Source organism: Cedecea sp. NFIX57, from assembly GCF_900177785.1.
In the GTDB taxonomy this organism is placed as follows: domain Bacteria; phylum Pseudomonadota; class Gammaproteobacteria; order Enterobacterales; family Enterobacteriaceae; genus Cedecea; species Cedecea neteri_C.
Map to the genome: position 1 here is coordinate 18,134 of NZ_FXAS01000040.1, position 15,029 is coordinate 33,162.

15 protein-coding genes and 1 pseudogene are annotated in these 15,029 nt (G+C 56.8%); 6 read left to right on the plus strand and 10 right to left on the minus strand.

Annotated elements, in window-relative coordinates; genetic code table 11:
* Nucleotides 1–3: 3 nt before the first annotated feature.
* The 4 genes from B9Y90_RS22690 to B9Y90_RS22705 are packed head-to-tail and all read right to left on the minus strand — an operon-like array spanning nucleotide 4 to nucleotide 3,787.
* Nucleotides 4–1,377, minus strand: a complete 1,374-nt coding sequence (locus B9Y90_RS22690; RefSeq protein WP_254902738.1) for an MFS transporter — start codon at nucleotides 1,375–1,377, stop codon at nucleotides 4–6.
* 50 nt (nucleotides 1,378–1,427) lie between these two features.
* Nucleotides 1,428–2,276 (minus strand): AraC family transcriptional regulator, encoded by an 849-nt coding sequence (locus B9Y90_RS22695; protein ID WP_085542706.1) that lies wholly within the window; start codon nucleotides 2,274–2,276, stop codon nucleotides 1,428–1,430.
* A 9-nt stretch (nucleotides 2,277–2,285) separates the two neighbouring features.
* A complete protein-coding gene (locus B9Y90_RS22700) occupies nucleotides 2,286–3,236 on the minus strand; it encodes a 2-dehydropantoate 2-reductase (RefSeq protein WP_085542707.1) in 951 nt (316 codons plus the stop codon).
* 38 nt (nucleotides 3,237–3,274) lie between these two features.
* Nucleotides 3,275–3,787, minus strand: a complete 513-nt coding sequence (locus B9Y90_RS22705; protein WP_085542708.1) for a winged helix-turn-helix transcriptional regulator — start codon at nucleotides 3,785–3,787, stop codon at nucleotides 3,275–3,277.
* A 244-nt stretch (nucleotides 3,788–4,031) separates the two neighbouring features.
* On the opposite strand from B9Y90_RS22705, the gene B9Y90_RS22710 reads away from it, so the two are divergent.
* Nucleotides 4,032–5,114 carry an alpha/beta fold hydrolase gene (locus tag B9Y90_RS22710; RefSeq protein WP_254902739.1) on the plus strand — a complete coding sequence of 361 codons (1,083 nt, stop codon included), beginning with the start codon at nucleotides 4,032–4,034 and terminating at the stop codon, nucleotides 5,112–5,114.
* Between the two features lie 94 nt (nucleotides 5,115–5,208).
* On the opposite strand, the gene B9Y90_RS22715 is transcribed toward B9Y90_RS22710, so the two are convergent.
* Nucleotides 5,209–6,141 (minus strand): LysR family transcriptional regulator, encoded by a 933-nt coding sequence (locus tag B9Y90_RS22715; protein WP_085542710.1) that lies wholly within the window; start codon nucleotides 6,139–6,141, stop codon nucleotides 5,209–5,211.
* 119 nt (nucleotides 6,142–6,260) lie between these two features.
* On the opposite strand from B9Y90_RS22715, the gene B9Y90_RS22720 reads away from it, so the two are divergent.
* Nucleotides 6,261–6,941, plus strand: coding sequence for a nitroreductase (locus B9Y90_RS22720; RefSeq protein ID WP_085542711.1), 681 nt, complete (start codon nucleotides 6,261–6,263; stop codon nucleotides 6,939–6,941).
* A 40-nt stretch (nucleotides 6,942–6,981) separates the two neighbouring features.
* Here B9Y90_RS22720 and B9Y90_RS22725 read toward each other — a convergent pair.
* Nucleotides 6,982–7,803: pseudogene (locus tag B9Y90_RS22725) on the minus strand (EamA family transporter); the annotation flags it as partial.
* Nucleotides 7,804–7,895: 92 nt separating this feature from the next.
* Between B9Y90_RS22725 and B9Y90_RS22730 the strand changes: the two are divergent.
* Nucleotides 7,896–8,678 carry an AraC family transcriptional regulator gene (locus B9Y90_RS22730; protein ID WP_085542712.1) on the plus strand — a complete coding sequence of 261 codons (783 nt, stop codon included), beginning with the start codon at nucleotides 7,896–7,898 and terminating at the stop codon, nucleotides 8,676–8,678.
* Here B9Y90_RS22730 and B9Y90_RS22735 read toward each other — a convergent pair.
* The 4 genes from B9Y90_RS22735 to cbpA all read right to left on the minus strand — a co-directional run bounded on the left by B9Y90_RS22735 (nucleotide 8,675) and on the right by cbpA (nucleotide 11,003).
* Nucleotides 8,675–9,130, minus strand: a complete 456-nt coding sequence (locus tag B9Y90_RS22735; RefSeq protein ID WP_085542713.1) for a GNAT family N-acetyltransferase — start codon at nucleotides 9,128–9,130, stop codon at nucleotides 8,675–8,677. The two genes, B9Y90_RS22730 and B9Y90_RS22735, sit on opposite strands and share 4 nt — an antisense overlap.
* Nucleotides 9,131–9,269: 139 nt before the next feature.
* The gene (locus tag B9Y90_RS22740; protein ID WP_039286956.1) at nucleotides 9,270–9,629 is read right to left on the minus strand and encodes a hypothetical protein; all 360 of its coding nucleotides are present in this window, start codon (nucleotides 9,627–9,629) and stop codon (nucleotides 9,270–9,272) included.
* A 149-nt stretch (nucleotides 9,630–9,778) separates the two neighbouring features.
* Nucleotides 9,779–10,084 (minus strand): chaperone modulator CbpM, encoded by a 306-nt coding sequence (gene cbpM / locus B9Y90_RS22745; RefSeq protein ID WP_085542714.1) that lies wholly within the window; start codon nucleotides 10,082–10,084, stop codon nucleotides 9,779–9,781.
* Nucleotides 10,077–11,003 (minus strand): curved DNA-binding protein, encoded by a 927-nt coding sequence (gene cbpA, locus B9Y90_RS22750; protein ID WP_085542721.1) that lies wholly within the window; start codon nucleotides 11,001–11,003, stop codon nucleotides 10,077–10,079. Before cbpA ends, cbpM begins: the two co-directional genes overlap by 8 nt.
* Nucleotides 11,004–11,392: 389 nt before the next feature.
* On the opposite strand from cbpA, the gene B9Y90_RS22755 reads away from it, so the two are divergent.
* The 3 genes from B9Y90_RS22755 to B9Y90_RS22770 all read left to right on the plus strand — a co-directional run bounded on the left by B9Y90_RS22755 (nucleotide 11,393) and on the right by B9Y90_RS22770 (nucleotide 14,834).
* Nucleotides 11,393–11,977 (plus strand): hypothetical protein, encoded by a 585-nt coding sequence (locus B9Y90_RS22755; RefSeq protein ID WP_085542715.1) that lies wholly within the window; start codon nucleotides 11,393–11,395, stop codon nucleotides 11,975–11,977.
* Between the two features lie 291 nt (nucleotides 11,978–12,268).
* Nucleotides 12,269–12,745: an RrF2 family transcriptional regulator gene (locus B9Y90_RS22760; protein WP_085542716.1), complete on the plus strand. Its 477-nt coding sequence runs from the start codon at nucleotides 12,269–12,271 to the stop codon at nucleotides 12,743–12,745.
* Nucleotides 12,746–13,961: 1,216 nt separating this feature from the next.
* Nucleotides 13,962–14,834 (plus strand): integrase domain-containing protein, encoded by an 873-nt coding sequence (locus B9Y90_RS22770; protein ID WP_085542718.1) that lies wholly within the window; start codon nucleotides 13,962–13,964, stop codon nucleotides 14,832–14,834.
* Nucleotides 14,835–15,029 lie beyond the last annotated feature (195 nt).

A 15,029-nucleotide genomic window follows, 5' to 3' on the forward strand; every position in this document is an offset into this window, starting at 1 on the left:
GCGCTATCGCTTCGCGCGAAGCAGCAGGGCTGACAGCGAGGCGATAAGCCCAAAGGCCGCCATCAGTAGCCAGGCCGTCTGGAACTGAGCGGCGGCCTTGGCGCTGCCAGAAACGGCCACAAAGACTCCCACACCAATCGCCGCGCCAATCTGCCGGGAAGTGTTAATGATCCCGGTGCCGGTGGCGTACTGACTGGCGGGCAGGGCAGACGCACCGCCCGCGATAAAGCCCGTCTGGCCAATGCCCGCGGCAATGCCCGTCAGGATCATGCCCGGCCAATAGGCCTGGAAATAGTGGGGTGCATCCCCCAGGACGCCATACCACCAGACGCCTGAGATCAGAAACAGCAATCCGGCGGTGACGGTGAGTCGCTTCGGCGAGACGTGGGTTCTGCCGGCGATAACCGAAGCCACGACCGCACTACCAGGCCCGAAGGCAAACGCGGCACCCGCTTTCATTTCAGGCCAGTGCCAGACCTGCGTCAGGAACAGGCTGCCACCCAGCAGCATGATGGCGAATCCCATGTAGAAAAAGGCCATCCCCAGCGTGGCAAGGGTAAATGTCGGCACCCGGAATACCCGCAGGTCGAGCGCCGGGGCGGGCTGCGTCAGGCAGCGACGCACGAACAGCCCCAGGAACGCGAACGCACCGCCCAGTACCACCCAGAGTCTGAGACTGGTGAATCCCCAGTCGCTGGCCCAGGAGATCCCGGCCACCAGCAGCGCCAGGCCAGCGATGAGCATCAGCGAGCCGAGGATATCCGGCAGCCGGCTTTTGACCACTTCCGTTTCCGTCAGGTGCTTACTCAGCCACAGCGCCGGGAGCGCCACCGGCAGGTTAATCAGAAAGATCAGCCGCCAGTCGATATTGACCAGCGCGCCGCCAAGAATCGGCCCAAGCGCGGCGGCAACCGATCCGGTTGCCGCCCAAATCCCCACCATCTGCTTGTGGCGATCTTTGGGGTAGGCGGCCAGCAGCAGCCCCAGACTGGTGGGGATCATCAACGCGGCACCCACGCCTTTCAGACCGCGGGCAAAAATCAGGGAGAGAACGTCCGGCGCAAAGGCGCAGGCCAGACTCGCCACAGAGAACACAGCCAGGCCGGCTTTGAAGATACGCTTACGGCCGTAAATATCCGCTATTCTGCCCGCCGGGACCAAAAAGGCGGCAAAGGCAATGGAATAGGCGCTGATCACCCAGGAGAGTGCCTGGTTAGTGGCCCCGGTAAAGCTATCGCGAATGGCCGGGAAAGCGAGATTGACGACAAACAGGTCAAGCGACGACAGCACGCTCCCGGCGCCAATCACGATCATGACCCAGGCTGAAACGCGCGCGCTGGCCTGGTAGGCGGCCGGTGAATCCGTGGAATGAGACATACTCTGCTCCGAAGAAAGTAAGAACCGTAAAACGCAGGAGTATGAAAAGGTCAGCGGCGGCCGTATTGGATATTTGAAAAATGCGCGTTAACAAATTGTGCCGGGGTAATGCCGAAGCAGCCTTTAAAGCGGCGAATTAAATGGCTCTGATCGAACAGGCCAACGGCGGTGGCCACGTCGGCGGCGGGCAAACCGGTGCGGAGCATTTGTCTGGCAGAGTCCATGCGCACCCTGTTGAGGTAGGCATGCAGCGACAGGCCATAAGCGGCGCGAAACAGTTGGTTCAGACGGACCCGGCTCAGGCCGGATGCCAGGGCCATATCTTCGGTAGTCAGCGGAGAGGCAAAGCTGGCGTGAATCAGGTCGCGTACTTTGGCAATTCGCGGTTCGCGGCTTTCTTCCTGCGGCGTAAACCGGCGGGTGGAATAGCGGCTCAGCAGCGGTTTTAACGCGTCAATCAGCAGCACCTCCAGCGCTAAGTGATCCTGCGATTGAAACAGCGTGCGGTGCAGCGTTTGCAGCCTGGCGACGATGTCCGGATCGCTCAGGATCGGGCTGGTGAAGCACAGGCTGTGGCCGGTGTTCAGTTCCAGCTCGTGGGCAATGCCGTCCACAACCCAGGGCTGAACGTAGAGCATGCTGTAGGTGTAGCCCTGCTCGGAATAAACGCTGCCATCGTGGGCGTCGCCCGGATTCACGATCATGGCGCTGCCCGCAGGGGCAATGACCGAGCCGCTGCCCAGGCCAATTTTGGACGCCCCGACATCCATGGTGCCGATCACAAAGTAGTCGTGGGAATGGCGCTCGTAGCGGTGCCTGTTAAAATGGGCATGCAGGCCCTGGAGCCCCTGTGACGGAGCCGCAATGAATTGCGTCCACTCGTTGGCAAAAAGCTCCATATGATCTCGCTATTTGAACGGCTGCTGAGCTGCCACGCCGGCCGTATGCTGGTGGGCGTAAACCTGAAGATGGCAATAAGCCGCCCGGTAAAGCGGCACGCTCAGGCCGTGCCGGGTTGCGCGGGTAATCATATCGCCAACTATAGCATCGCCCTCAAGGCGTGGGGCGTGACTGGCAATGTCGCGCATCATAGAGGCGGCCCAGGCGGATTGCGGGTCCAGCAGGCGGTTTTCAATGCTGGTGATTTCCTCTGACGGCAGCGTATGGCCTTCTGCTGCGGCGACGCTCAGGCTTTCTGAAAGCGCCTGTCGCATCAGCGCCTCTCCGTCCTTCGTCGCTAAAATATCGCCCACTGTGCCGCGCATCAGGCAATTCATTAGCGCGCCGGAAGCCAGCATTACCCATTTGTTCCACAGCGCCTGCATAATGTTGTCTGACAGCACGCGCACGCCCGCGGAAGAGGCTAACAGCGCGTAAAACGCTTTTGCTACATCAAGCGTGGCTGACGATCTCGCGCCGACAACAACCTGATCCGCCGCACCCATCTGTTTGATCTCGCCGTTGGCGTTAAGCGTGGTGGCAATATAAGCCGCGCCGCCGAGCACCCGGTCGCGGCCAAAACGGGCGTCGAGTTGGTCGTAAACCGAGAGGCCATTGAGGAAGGGCAAAATGGCGGTCGAAGGTCCCACGGCGGGCGTAATGTCCTCGATAGCTGCCTGCAGATCGTACGTTTTGCAACTGAGCAAAATCAGATCGTAGTCGGGCCGGAGGCTGTCCCGGGTGACCGTATTAACCGGGGCGTTAAAACCTCCGAGGCTGCTTTCCAGCCGCAGCCCCTGCCTGGCCAGTAGCTCAGCGCGTTTTGGCCGCACGAGAAAAGCCACGTCAGCGCCGGCCTGAATCAGTCTCGCGCCGTAATACCCCCCGATTGCACCTGCCCCAACCACCAGTATTTTCATCACTTTTCTCGCTGAGTTTGACGTTGATTGTGTCCGCTTTAGCTTTCGCTGAGTTCGGGGTTTATGAGTCTGCCTGCCGAACGCCAACGGGTGAGATCGTCGGCGCCAGGCCCTAACGCCACCCTGACGTCCTGCGGTGACACCTGCTGCCCGGTTTCGGTATCCACGAGGGCAACTTTAACTTTATGTCCGCTGTTGCCGTCCACCATGATAAGCGGCGGCCCGGCCAGGCCCGGGAGGTTCCACTGGCTGCCTACCTGCATCATGCTCAGCAGCACCAGCCCGACGTCTCGTCCCTTTTCGGTGAGCAGGTATTCGTAGCGTTCCGGCCTCGTCTGGTAGCGCTGCCGGGTTATTAAATCTTGTTCTTCAAGCGCTTTTAGCCTGTCGGACAGCGTGGCGTTAGTGATGCCGCTGGAGCGGCGAAAATCATCATAGCGGCTGAGGCCTAAAAACAGGTCGCGCATAATCAACATCCCCCAGCGGTCACCCAGGGCACCCATCACGCCGGCGACGGAGCAGGTCATGCCTTCAAAACCTTTCGAGCGCATAGCGTTCCTTATTTTTCATCAACGTGGACCCGGTAACAGTGTATAGCCGGATTTAAGCCACCGGCTAATCGTTATGCGGCTGTTGATCTTTTTATTGTTACTCTTATTATAAGAGTTAATGGCGGGGCGGGCAAGTTTTACACAGCCCGATGCCAGAAAACAATCGCTCATTTACCCAGGTGAATCTTGATGAAATCTACGCGTACCCTCACGAAAGTCGAAAGTCAGTCTGCTGTTAAGCCTCTTGCTTGCCGGGGCCGGGCTCTCTGGCCCCGTATTTGCCGCCCCCGCACCCGCAGCTCCCTGGGACACCCAGCTCAATCCGGCGGCGCATCAGGCCGATGCCGTATTCGCTGACTACAAGTTTCGGGATGGCGAAACGCTGGCTCAGGTGAAACTGCACTACGCCACGCTCGGGAAGGCGCACCGCAATGCGCAGGGAGAGATTGATAATGCGATTCTCGTGCTGCACTGGACGGGGGCGGACAGCCGCGCGCTGCTGAGCCCGGTCTGGACCAAATCCCTTTACGGGCCGGGACGCCCGCTGGACTCGAACCGCTACTATCTGATTTTTGCCGACAGCATCGGCCACGGCCAGTCGAGCAAGCCGAGCGATGGCTTAAAGGCAAAATTCCCCAACTATGACTACGGCGACATGGTTGATTTGCAGCATAAACTGGTGACCGAAACGCTGGGCATCAAACATCTGCATGCCGTGATCGGGATGTCGATGGGGGGCATGAACGCCTGGCAGTGGGCGGTGGCATACCCGAACATGATGGACGGCGTGATGCCGGTGGTGTCTCTGCCAGTCAAGGTGTCCGGGCGTAATCTGCTGTGGCGCAGAATGATCGTGGACGCGGTGCACGCCGATCCGGCCTGGCACAACGGCAATTATACCCGGGCACCTGAGAGCTGGCTTCAGGGCTACAATATTCTGCGGATGATGATCGACAGCGCGCCGGATTTGCAACGCACGATCCCGGACGGGGCGGCGGCAGATAAGTTCCTGGCGAACAACCGCTTCACTGCCAACCATATCGACACCAATGATGTGCTCTACTCGCTTAAATCCTCCTTCAGCTATAACCCGCAACCCGATCTGAGCAAAATCACCACCAAACTGTATGCGCTGAACTTCTCGGATGACGAGTTCAACCCGGACAGCCTGCACGTGCTGGAAACCGAGGTGCCCAGGCTAAAGCAGGGCCGCTACGTGGTGCAGGCTGGCACCCCGACCTCGCCAGGGCATTTCACCATGACGCGCCCGGATCTGTGGGCTAATCACGTCGGCGAGTTTATGCAGTGGATCGGCGATAAAGGGTAAATTTCATCAGCGGTGTATTGCCTCCCTCGCCGCTGATCCTGCTGTTTAAAACGCGGGATAAAAACTCTGCGCTTTTTGACGAGTTCGAAACGCGTTAAGCATCCTGCCAGTAAGGTGGGGAGCCGAACTTCGCCATAAAGAAGTCTATTGCGGTGCGGGTGTTAAGCGACGGAAAGCGCCCGCCGGGGTAGAGCATATACAGCGAATGGTCGGTGGCGCTGTAGGACGCCGTGTAAGCCGTCATCATCGGGATAAGCCGCCTGGCCCGCAGCGAGTCGCTGATTTGCCAGTCAGGGAACAGCACGATACCTGCACCATCTTCCGCCGCTCTCACCAGCATCTCCGCATTGCCGGAAACGATTTTAGGCTCCGGCGTTAGCTGCGTTTTTTCTTCTCCCTGGGTGAAGTACCAGCGCTGAAGGCCCATCAGGCCGCGATAGGCCAGCAGCCTGTGGCCGTGCAGTTCTTCAGGCGTTTGCGGCGTGCCGTAGCGGGCGAGGTAAGCCGGGCTGGCCACCAGATAAGCGCGCTGCCGGGTAATAAAGCGCCCGTGCAGGGAGCTGTCCTGCATCGGCGCGATGCGCAGCAGCAGATCGGTGCCGTCCGCCAGCGGGTCGATGTAGTTATCCGTCAGGTTTAGCTCCAGCCGCAGCGCCGGGTAGCGTTCGCTGAATTCGGCAATCCACGGGGCAATATGGCGCAGGCCGAAAGACACCGGCGCGTTGAAGCGAAGCACGCCGCCGGGTTGCAAACGGCGCTCGCCAATCTGGTTCTGCGCCTGCTCAAGCTGGCTCAGCATCTCCCTGAACGCGGCGGCGTAAATATGGCCGGCATCGGTAGCGACCACGGCTCGCGTATTGCGGTAAAGCAACTGCGTTTCCAGGGACTGCTCGAGCTGAATCATGGTGCGGGAAACGGAGGAGGGCGACAGGCTCTCCTGGCGGGCCACTTCTGAAAAACTGCCCTCGCTGATGACGGCAAGGAAGAGGCGCATTGCGCGCGCGTTTATCTGGCTCAGATCTTTCATTTGTGCATTTTCCGCAAAAGTCTTTCATAGATTATACGGTTTTTCGCCACGCCCGGCAGCGTTATGCTCACCGGCAAGTCATGATTCCCGAACCGTCGGGGAAGCACAGAGAGGATGGTATGAGCAATAAAGTTTTGGCTTTTGATGAGGCCGTGCGTCAGCGTTTTTCATCCAGAGCGTTTCTGCCTACGCCGCTGACTGAGGCGCAAATTCGGGATGTTTTGCAGGATGCCCAGCATTCACCGTCCAACTGCAATACGCAGCCGTGGAACGTCCATATTGTCTCCGGCGCCACCAAAGATGCGCTGCAAAAGATGATGATTGAGAACGATACGGCGGGTAACGTCACGCCGGATTTTAGTTTCAGCTATGACGATTTTCACGGCGATTACTACGCGCGAAGTCAGCGCCAGGCGAAGGTTTACTACGACGCGCTAGGCATTGCCCGCGACGATAAAGAGAAGCGCCGCGAAGCGTACCTGCGTAACTTCAACTTCTTCGGCGCCCCGCACGTGGCGTTCCTGTTTATGCCGTCGTTTGGCGACAACGTGCGAGTGGCGTCCGACATAGGCATGTACGGGCAGAGCTTCCTGCTGTCTTTAACCGCGCGAGGTTTTGCCGGCATTCCGCAGACGCTGCTCGGCTTCCATGCCGATGCCACGCGCCAGATCCTGGGCGTACCGGATGACTATCGTCTGCTGTTCGGGATCTCCTTCGGCTACGCCGACCCGAACGCGCCTTCGGCTCAGGTTCGCATGTGGCGCCAGGGTGTGGACGACAGCGTGACGCTGCATAACTAGCGGTGGGAGGGCGCGCTTTCTTCATGCCGATGGCCAGGGCCAGCAGGATCGCGGCCAGGGAAAGCGCGCTGGCGAGGTCGGGGACCTGGCCAAGAATCAGCCCCGAGCTGAGCATGGCGAAGACCGGGATCAGCAAAGAAAGCGGCGCCACGCGGGAAGCTGGATATTTATGAAGCAAGGTATTCCAGCCCCAGTAGCAGAAGTGTGTCGCGGCATAAACCTGGAATAGCAGCGAAAGCACGGCCTGCTTATCGATATTTTGCGCCAGCGAAGTGAAGGGGGCCGAGCCGTGCCAGGCCCAGGTCAGAAGCATCAGGGGCACAGGGGGAAACAGGCTGGCCCATACCACAAAAGCAAAGATCTCTTTCACGCCGGAAAGTTTGATGATGATGTTGCCGACGCTCCAGGCCATGGCGCTGATCACAATCAACCCCAGCCCGGGTAACGTTGCGCTGCCGGCGCTATCCAGCAGCATGCCGAGCAGGCCGGCCGCCGCCAGAGCGATGCCATAGCGCTGCGGGCGTGTAAGGCGCTCGCCAAACAGCAGGACTCCCCAGCCCAGGGTAAAAAAGGCGCTGAGCTGAATAAGCAATGCGGCGCTGCCGGGTGGGACGCCAAACGCGATACCCAGATTGATCAGCGCCCACATCGCCACGCCAAAAATCAGGCCATAGGCCGCGATCCAGCGCAGACGCACCGCCGGGCGTCTGATAAAGAACACCCACGGCAGGGCGGCAAGCGCAAACCGCAGGGCGGTTAATAAAAGGGGATCGATATGGGCCAGCCCAAGGCGGGTAAGAGGGAAGTTAATCCCCCAGGCGGCGGTGACGGCCAGGGCGAGAAAGAGGTGTTTGCGCTGCATGTCTGTGTCCGGTGAAAAGTGTCGCCGGGACTCTATCGTTTCCCAAATTGGCCTGCTTTTATTAACGGGTCAATTATGGGTAAAATTGGGCCGTGCAAGATAACAGCACAGTACTCTATCAGGATTCGCCCCTGGCAATCATCGTCACGGCAAAGCATTTTGCCGATGGGGAGTGTTTCCCGCAGCATCGCCACGATCGCGGGCAGTTTGCCTACGCGGCAAGCGGCGTTATCTCCGTGGAGACGCCTGACGAAAACTGGGCGGTGCCGCCGCAGTGCGCCATTTGGGTGCCTGCCGATTTGGCTCACTCGATGCAAATGCGTGGGCCGGTAACCATGTTGAACAGCTATATCAGCGAGGCCGCTGCTCAGCGGCTTGGGCTGCCGCAGGGTTGCCAGGTGTTTGGCATCTCGCCGCTGCTGCGCGAACTGCTGGCGCAGGCCGTAACCCTGGCTGATGTCCGCCAGGCTGAAGGGCGGGGCCAAAGCCTGCTTGATTTGTTGCTCTATGAAATAGCCGCGATGCCCGCGCTTTCTCTCAATGCCCCGCTGCCCGACGAACCTCGTTTGCAGGCGGCCTGCCGGGCGTTTTTGCTGGCACCTTCGCTGGAAACGTCCGTCGACGATATGGCAACACGCGCGGGGATGAGCCGCCGAACCTTTACCCGCCAGTTCAGACAGCAGACCGGCATCAGCTTTGTGGTGTGGCGGCAACAGGCTTGCCTGCTGGCGGCGATAGGTCGGTTAGGTGAAGGGGAGGCGATCACGCGTATTGCGCTGGATTTAGGCTATAGCAGCCCGGGAGCTTTTTCAGGGGGGTTTAAAAAAGCGTTAGGCAAATCCCCCACTCAATATTTTGCCAGAAGGTATCGCTAGAGATGTTTCACCATAAAAATGCTCAGCGGATCGGGCTGGTAGGGAGAAAAGGCCTCGCATATCGAATAGCGGCAGTTTTGGTAGAGCCTGATGGCCGGCTGCTGATGAATACCGGTCTCCAGCCGCAGTACGTCACAGCCAGCCTGACGAGCTTCAGCCTCCAGTCCGGCGACTATCGTTTCACCCAGTTTTAAGCCACGGGAAGACGGTTTAATAAAAATCCTTTTTAGCTCGCCTTCGCCGTTATCCTGCAGCAGGAGCGCGCCGCAGCCGACGGCCTCGGCCTGCTGATTATGTACCAGCAGGCAGCGAATTTTGCCTTCTGCAACGGTGGTTAATTCAACGCAGTGATTGCTCTCCGCGGGGTAGAGCTGCTGCTGGAAGGCATCCAGTTCGGCAACGAGCGCCTGCAGTTCAGGGGCAGAAGGGGAGCAGGGGGTAATAGTGAACATCGTAATCCCTGAATCGTTGTTTTTTTCAAAGTATAGCGATCGGCGAAGTGGCTGACTCATTCGATCTTCTTATGAGTGACTCTCGGGTTTCGGGTAGAAAAAAAGCCGCTTTCGCGGCTTATTGTGCAGAGACGGCTAATTATTCAGTGACCTTTTTCTTCAGGTCAGCCGCGCCTTCTTTGGTCTTATTCCAGCCTTTTTCAGCGCCTTCTTTGGTTGCGTCCCAACCTTTCTCGGTGCCTTCTTTGGTTTTATGCCAGGCCTTCTGGGAGCCTTCGCTCACCTTGCTGCCTACGCTGTCGCTTTTACCTTCGGCGGCGTGTTTAGACTTAAGCTTCAGCTCTTCGCCTTTGTTTTCTGCCTCGTGCAGCTTCTCTTTAGCGGTGTTCGCGCCTTCGTGCGCCGCAGCGACGGTCTCATCAGTTGCATGTGTGGTGGTCGCGGCAAAAACAGGAGCAGCCAGCAGAATTGCAGATAAAGCGATGATCGTTTTTTTCATAATATCCTCAACAAACGTTATCAGTCCTTATGACCGTGAATAAGCCTGGCACAGCGAAGCGGAAGTTGCCTTAGGTAATATTCCTAAATGAATCCGGATGTTCACGGCTGGTGGATATATTCTGCTGAATAATCCACCGGAATATAAGCTTATGGATGGCGAATAAAACGGCCTATCCGCTGCCTGAGCAGGCGATTCTCCTGGCGCAGGCGTTCGTTTTCCTCCAGCAGCGTGAGCGCCACGGCGATGCCCGGCCAGTCGAGTTCTAATTCTCGTCTTAGCCGCAATGCTCGCTGCGCTATGTTGATCGCATGGTCGTCAAACTGCCACGGTTTGATCTCAAAATCGTAAGGTTCGACGACGCCAAGCCCGACGATTTCATTGAGCTCATCTTCATGAATGCCAGTGTGCAGGCAGAACTCGGTGATGGTAAAAGTGACGGTGACGTTAGCCATTATTTTTCCCCCAATCTTTGCGCGGATTGAACGTCGGCTGGGCGTCTGCCAGCTGCTGCCAGAGTGCCGCAGCGTTTTCGTCTGGCTTAGGCGGCATCACGATTTTAATCACCGCGAACAGGTCGCCGGTATGCTGTTTACTCACCAGTCCTTTGCCCTTGATGCGCAGCTTCTGTCCGGCCTGACTGCCGGCTGGAATGGTCATCAAAATACTGTCTTTGAGGGTAGGAACCTCGACTTTTGCCCCCAGCGCGGCTTCCCACGGGGCCAATGGCAACACGACTTCCAGATTGTGGCCGACAATATCGAACAGTGGATGCGGCGCGATATGGACAACCAGCCACAGGTCACCGTTTGGCCCGCCATTTTCCCCCGGGGTACCCTGGCCTTTAAGGCGGATGCGTTGCCCGTCACCGACGCCCGCCGGAATTTTTACATTCAGCGTTTTAGGGATTTCCTGCTCGACGATGCCAAAGACGTTGTAGACCGGCAGCCTGTAGCTGATGGTGCGGCTGTGTTCGGCCAGCGTCTCTTCCAGGAATACGGCGACTTCGATTTCTACATCGTGGCCGCGCGCGGCATGCGGCTGGCGCGACTGCCGGGCCTGCTGGCCGAACATGGAAGAGAAGATATCGTCGAAGTCCTGGGCGTTGTAGCTCTGCTCGTCGCCCTGGTGGAAGGGCTGATTAAACGGCGGGTCGTTGCGGTGCTGCCACATCTGGTCGTATTCAGCCCGGCGCTGCTCGTCGCTCAGCACTTCCCAGGCTTCCGCCACTTCTTTAAAGCGGGCTTCTGCGTCGGGCTCTTTGCTGACGTCGGGGTGATATTTGCGCGCCAGGCGGCGGTAGGCGGTTTTGATGGTTTGGAGTTCGTCCGTCGGTTTCACGCCCATGATGGCGTAATAATCCTTTAATTCCATATCGTTATCTCGCATAAATCAGTGCATGCAGAACAGAACGTGCGGAAAGTGTCGTCGATAAGTATAGGGTCGTTAAGGCAGTTCGATGATCTTAATCAGAACTTTATTGATGTCAGTGATGGTCAATCGACGATCTTTTATCGAAAGGTGTGTGGGGAAATGTCTATTGCTTGAGTATGCAATCTGCACGATCGGTCGTTATTTGAATCTGAAGTCTGGTGCTATTTGATCCCCTGCAGGTTTCAGACTTCCTGAATTGAAAATGCATTCACTTACCTCTATGTTCAGAGGGCGGAAAATTGCCGAAAACCGTTGTTTTAGTCGGCGACAGGCTATTTTCTGCCTCGACTTCTGGCGTGATTAAATAACAAAAAGAAGGAAACTTACCGTTGAATCGTTACTCCATCGCTATCCTGGCTTCGACCTGTCTGCTGGCCGCCTGTGCGGGCCCGCAGTCGGCAAAAACATCGCAAATTAAAGACCTGGCCGCCCCGCAAACCATCACCTTTGCAGGAAAAACCTACGGGCAGTCTTTCACCCGGTCAACGCCGCAGCAGGCGGTATGGGAATACACCACCGATGGTGAAAAAGCCGAAAACTGGCAGTGGACCCGGCTGATTACGGTCAATCAGATCAAACTCAACGCCCCGCTTGACCGCTGGATGCAGGCGACGGCGGTGGAGTTAAACCGCACGGTGCCGAAGCCACATTTCGATATAGCGAAAAATGGCGACGTGGCCGAGGTGCGGATTATCTATCTGCCGAAGCCGGGGGACGCAAAGCAAAGCGGCTACGAGTCTGACGTGTGGCTCGCCCGTGAGGCCTGCCGCGGCATCGTCAACCTGCAGTTTGCCCGCCAGTATCCCGCCGATGCAAAAGTAACCGAAAACGACATGGTGAAGCGTATTAAGGCGGATAACGACAAAGATATGGCGGCGCTGCAGGCGTTAAACTGGAAAGCGGAGTGTCGCTAACCCGGTTCCCCGGTCAAACCTGGCCGGGGCATTTTATTAAACCTCAGCTACATGACTTATTATTCAGCATGGCAACTACTTGAATTAATTTACCGGCCTGCCAGAATTCATTTATTGAATAGTTTAGTCCCGTAACTTATTGAATATGAGCTTTCGGTTATTTTGAGCTGTCTCCCGGCTAAAGCTCAGATTGCTTCAAAAAAAACGTGACATTTGGTATATTGTTGCTCATTGATTATTCACCTAGCGGTGCCAAAAAGAACAAAATTCACCGCGCCCCAGGAAAATGAAATGTTAGATTACCGCTTCCCGACAGCTTTGCAGATGGTTCTCAGCGTAGCGATGGCGGAGCAAATGGGTGAACGTTCGACCAGCGCTATCCTTGCCTACGGGCTGGAAGCCAACCCGAGCTTTATCCGTAAACTGATGGTTCCCCTCACGCGAGACGGCATTATCGTCTCGACGCTGGGACGCAACGGTTCCATTCATCTTGGCCGCCCGGCCGAAGAGATAACCCTGCGAGATATTTACCTGTCGGTGATTGAAGACAAAAAAATCTGGGCGTCTCGCCCTGACGTGCCTGCCCGCTGTGTGGTCAGCGCCAACGCCTGCTGGTACTTCAAAACTGTTGCGGAAGAAGCGGAAGAGGCGTCGCTGGCAGTACTGGCGCGCCATACCGTGGCAAGCGCGCTGGAGAAAGTGAAAAAGAGCGACACCAGCGGCTGCCAGCCGTTGCCTGAGCTTGAGGCGCAGTACAAAAAACGATAGTCACCGCATTTTCGCGGGTAGCCTTTTCCTTTTACTCGGAGGAGGCTGATCGAGGTGCCCGTAAAGGCGCTAACGAGAACGGCTCTGTGCCTCAATGTTTTGCTTTATCACTTCAAGGGGCGCACTGCCCACACTACCACCAGAATACGATGGCGATCGCTCAGTCCCACTGAACCATCTTCACCGGGACGTTCTTCCTCTGATTTTGCCCCTTTTTTCTCAGATGTGCAGTCGGTTCATCCCCACTCAATGGGCTGGTGACGTTCTCGCTGAGGCTGTTTGCCTGGATACGGGGTGACGGGTCTTTCTCAACGATGAAAATTTCATCTTGCGTGATATCAGAGACAGGCGTAAGTTGGGCATATACCAATGCAACTGAAGGTTGCACACCAGGGCCCCGCAGCGGTCACGACACCGGGGCTGTGATAGACCGCCTGACTTGCAGCAATGTCTGCCACTCTGACTGCATCTGACCATCCGGTAAGACTGCGTCCACCTTTTTATATTCTGCCACGACGACTGGGAAATCGCTCACTGGATCCCCCGGGGTACCGTCCATACTTTTACGTTACAGTCCGTCTTTTCTGATATGACGGTTTTGTGCTGTGCGCGCGGTCATGGTGATCGGGGGTAACCGTTCACCGGCTTTTCACCGCAATGCCTGCCACTTTAACGGCAGTCTCCCGGTCAGGTATGACGGTGTCGTGTCAGATACGTGCTCACGACGACAGGGGAGAACAGATCACCAACGCTTTCCTGCCTGCCTGACAACTGTCAGTCTGTATGGGCCGGATTTACATGATATACCACAATGACTTATGCCTGGGTTGTGACAGGTCATCTCTCCCCAATAGCCTCAAGATTGTGTCATTTTACCTGGCATTCGACACGGGGAGCAGGTCGTAAGCGAACGCCACACCGGGTCGCATTGCAGGCGTCATCACGCCAGTCTGCTGTCTTTCTTTTCAGCGGCGTCAATGATGCACCGACGGTTATAAAAATAGGAATGAACCCATATCGGAGGCGGATCACGATGATCCGGGGGCACACCTGTTCTTGCAGGCAGCCTGCACATCACGCAGCGCTGTACCCCGCAATACCTTAACGACAGCCTTTCCGGCGCACCGATATCGTTCAGCACTTCGCAGTGATGACTGCGTGTGCATTCACCGCGCGCCGGAAGCCCCTGTTGCCTCATTACGAAGGAGGGAGTGATATGTCTCGACTGGCGCAGGATATGAAAACGTTGGCGCACCGTGCCGGCGGCAGTTTCAGGACCGTGTATGACCGCGAACAGATGGCGCAGCGTTTTGCCCGTTATCTGCTGGGCCAGAATATCCAGATAACCAGGACCTGTCAGCTTAAAACACGGTACATTGCAGGCTATATTCAGGCCCGACTGGCAAAGGGGATTTCCCTGCGTACGTTGCAAAATGAGATGGCTATGGTCCGCACCATACTGTGGGATGCGGGCTGCACGAAGTTAAGTCAGTCAGAAGGTATAAGCAATAAATCACTGGGCATTAATGGTGCCAGCCGTGACGGGAGGCATAAAGCTGTTCCTGATGAAGTTTATCGGCGGGTACTGGAACAGATAGCGCGTTACGATGCGGGGCTGGCCGTGTGCCTGACGCTGGCGAGAATGATGGGGTTGCGTGGCCAGGAGGCAGTGCAGTGCTGTCAGTCAATCAAAACGTGGAGCAGGCAACTGGATAAAGGGGCTGAACAGTTGTTTGTGATATTTGGTACTAAAGGGGGCCGCCCCAGAATGACACAGGTGGTAGAAAGAGACGTGATTCATCAGACCGTCAGGTGTGGGCTACAGATCATCAAGGCGCGACACGGTCGTCTGATAGACAAACCGGATCTAAAATCTGCGATGACCTACTGGCGCCATCATCTTAGCGAGGCAGGGCTGACCGGCGAGTATTCACCTCACTCCCTGCGCTACGCCTGGGCACAGGATGCCATCAGATTTTATGAACGTCGGGGATTAAGTGAAAAAGAGGCTCTGGCAGCAACGTCGATGGATTTAGGGCACGGGGACGGTCGTGGAAGATACATAAAACAAGTGTATGCCAAAAAATAATCGGTTTTCTACGTCTGCCCTCACGGCTTCCGATGTTTTTAACCCCATGCCCGAGCGGATAAAAATCACCAGGCGAGCGGGGCGTTATGGGGGCTGCGATGAGCCTGTACATAAATTTGTGTAATTGCCTGATTTTGATATGTTCAATCCAACATCAAAAGCAGGTTAATTTATGGACGAAAAACAGTTGCAGGC

Coding starts and splice junctions, on each gene's coding strand:
- B9Y90_RS22690 (WP_254902738.1), bottom strand. CDS start 1,377: ATGTCTCATTCCACGGATTCACCGGCCGCCTACCAGGCCAGCGCGCGC.
- B9Y90_RS22695 (WP_085542706.1), bottom strand. CDS start 2,276: ATGGAGCTTTTTGCCAACGAGTGGACGCAATTCATTGCGGCTCCGTCA.
- B9Y90_RS22700 (WP_085542707.1), bottom strand. CDS start 3,236: ATGAAAATACTGGTGGTTGGGGCAGGTGCAATCGGGGGGTATTACGGC.
- B9Y90_RS22705 (WP_085542708.1), bottom strand. CDS start 3,787: ATGCGCTCGAAAGGTTTTGAAGGCATGACCTGCTCCGTCGCCGGCGTG.
- B9Y90_RS22715 (WP_085542710.1), bottom strand. CDS start 6,141: ATGAAAGATCTGAGCCAGATAAACGCGCGCGCAATGCGCCTCTTCCTT.
- B9Y90_RS22720 (WP_085542711.1), top strand. CDS start 6,261: ATGAGCAATAAAGTTTTGGCTTTTGATGAGGCCGTGCGTCAGCGTTTT.
- B9Y90_RS22735 (WP_085542713.1), bottom strand. CDS start 9,130: ATGTTCACTATTACCCCCTGCTCCCCTTCTGCCCCTGAACTGCAGGCG.
- B9Y90_RS22740 (WP_039286956.1), bottom strand. CDS start 9,629: ATGAAAAAAACGATCATCGCTTTATCTGCAATTCTGCTGGCTGCTCCT.
- cbpM (WP_085542714.1), bottom strand. CDS start 10,084: ATGGCTAACGTCACCGTCACTTTTACCATCACCGAGTTCTGCCTGCAC.
- cbpA (WP_085542721.1), bottom strand. CDS start 11,003: ATGGAATTAAAGGATTATTACGCCATCATGGGCGTGAAACCGACGGAC.
- B9Y90_RS22760 (WP_085542716.1), top strand. CDS start 12,269: ATGTTAGATTACCGCTTCCCGACAGCTTTGCAGATGGTTCTCAGCGTA.
- B9Y90_RS22770 (WP_085542718.1), top strand. CDS start 13,962: ATGTCTCGACTGGCGCAGGATATGAAAACGTTGGCGCACCGTGCCGGC.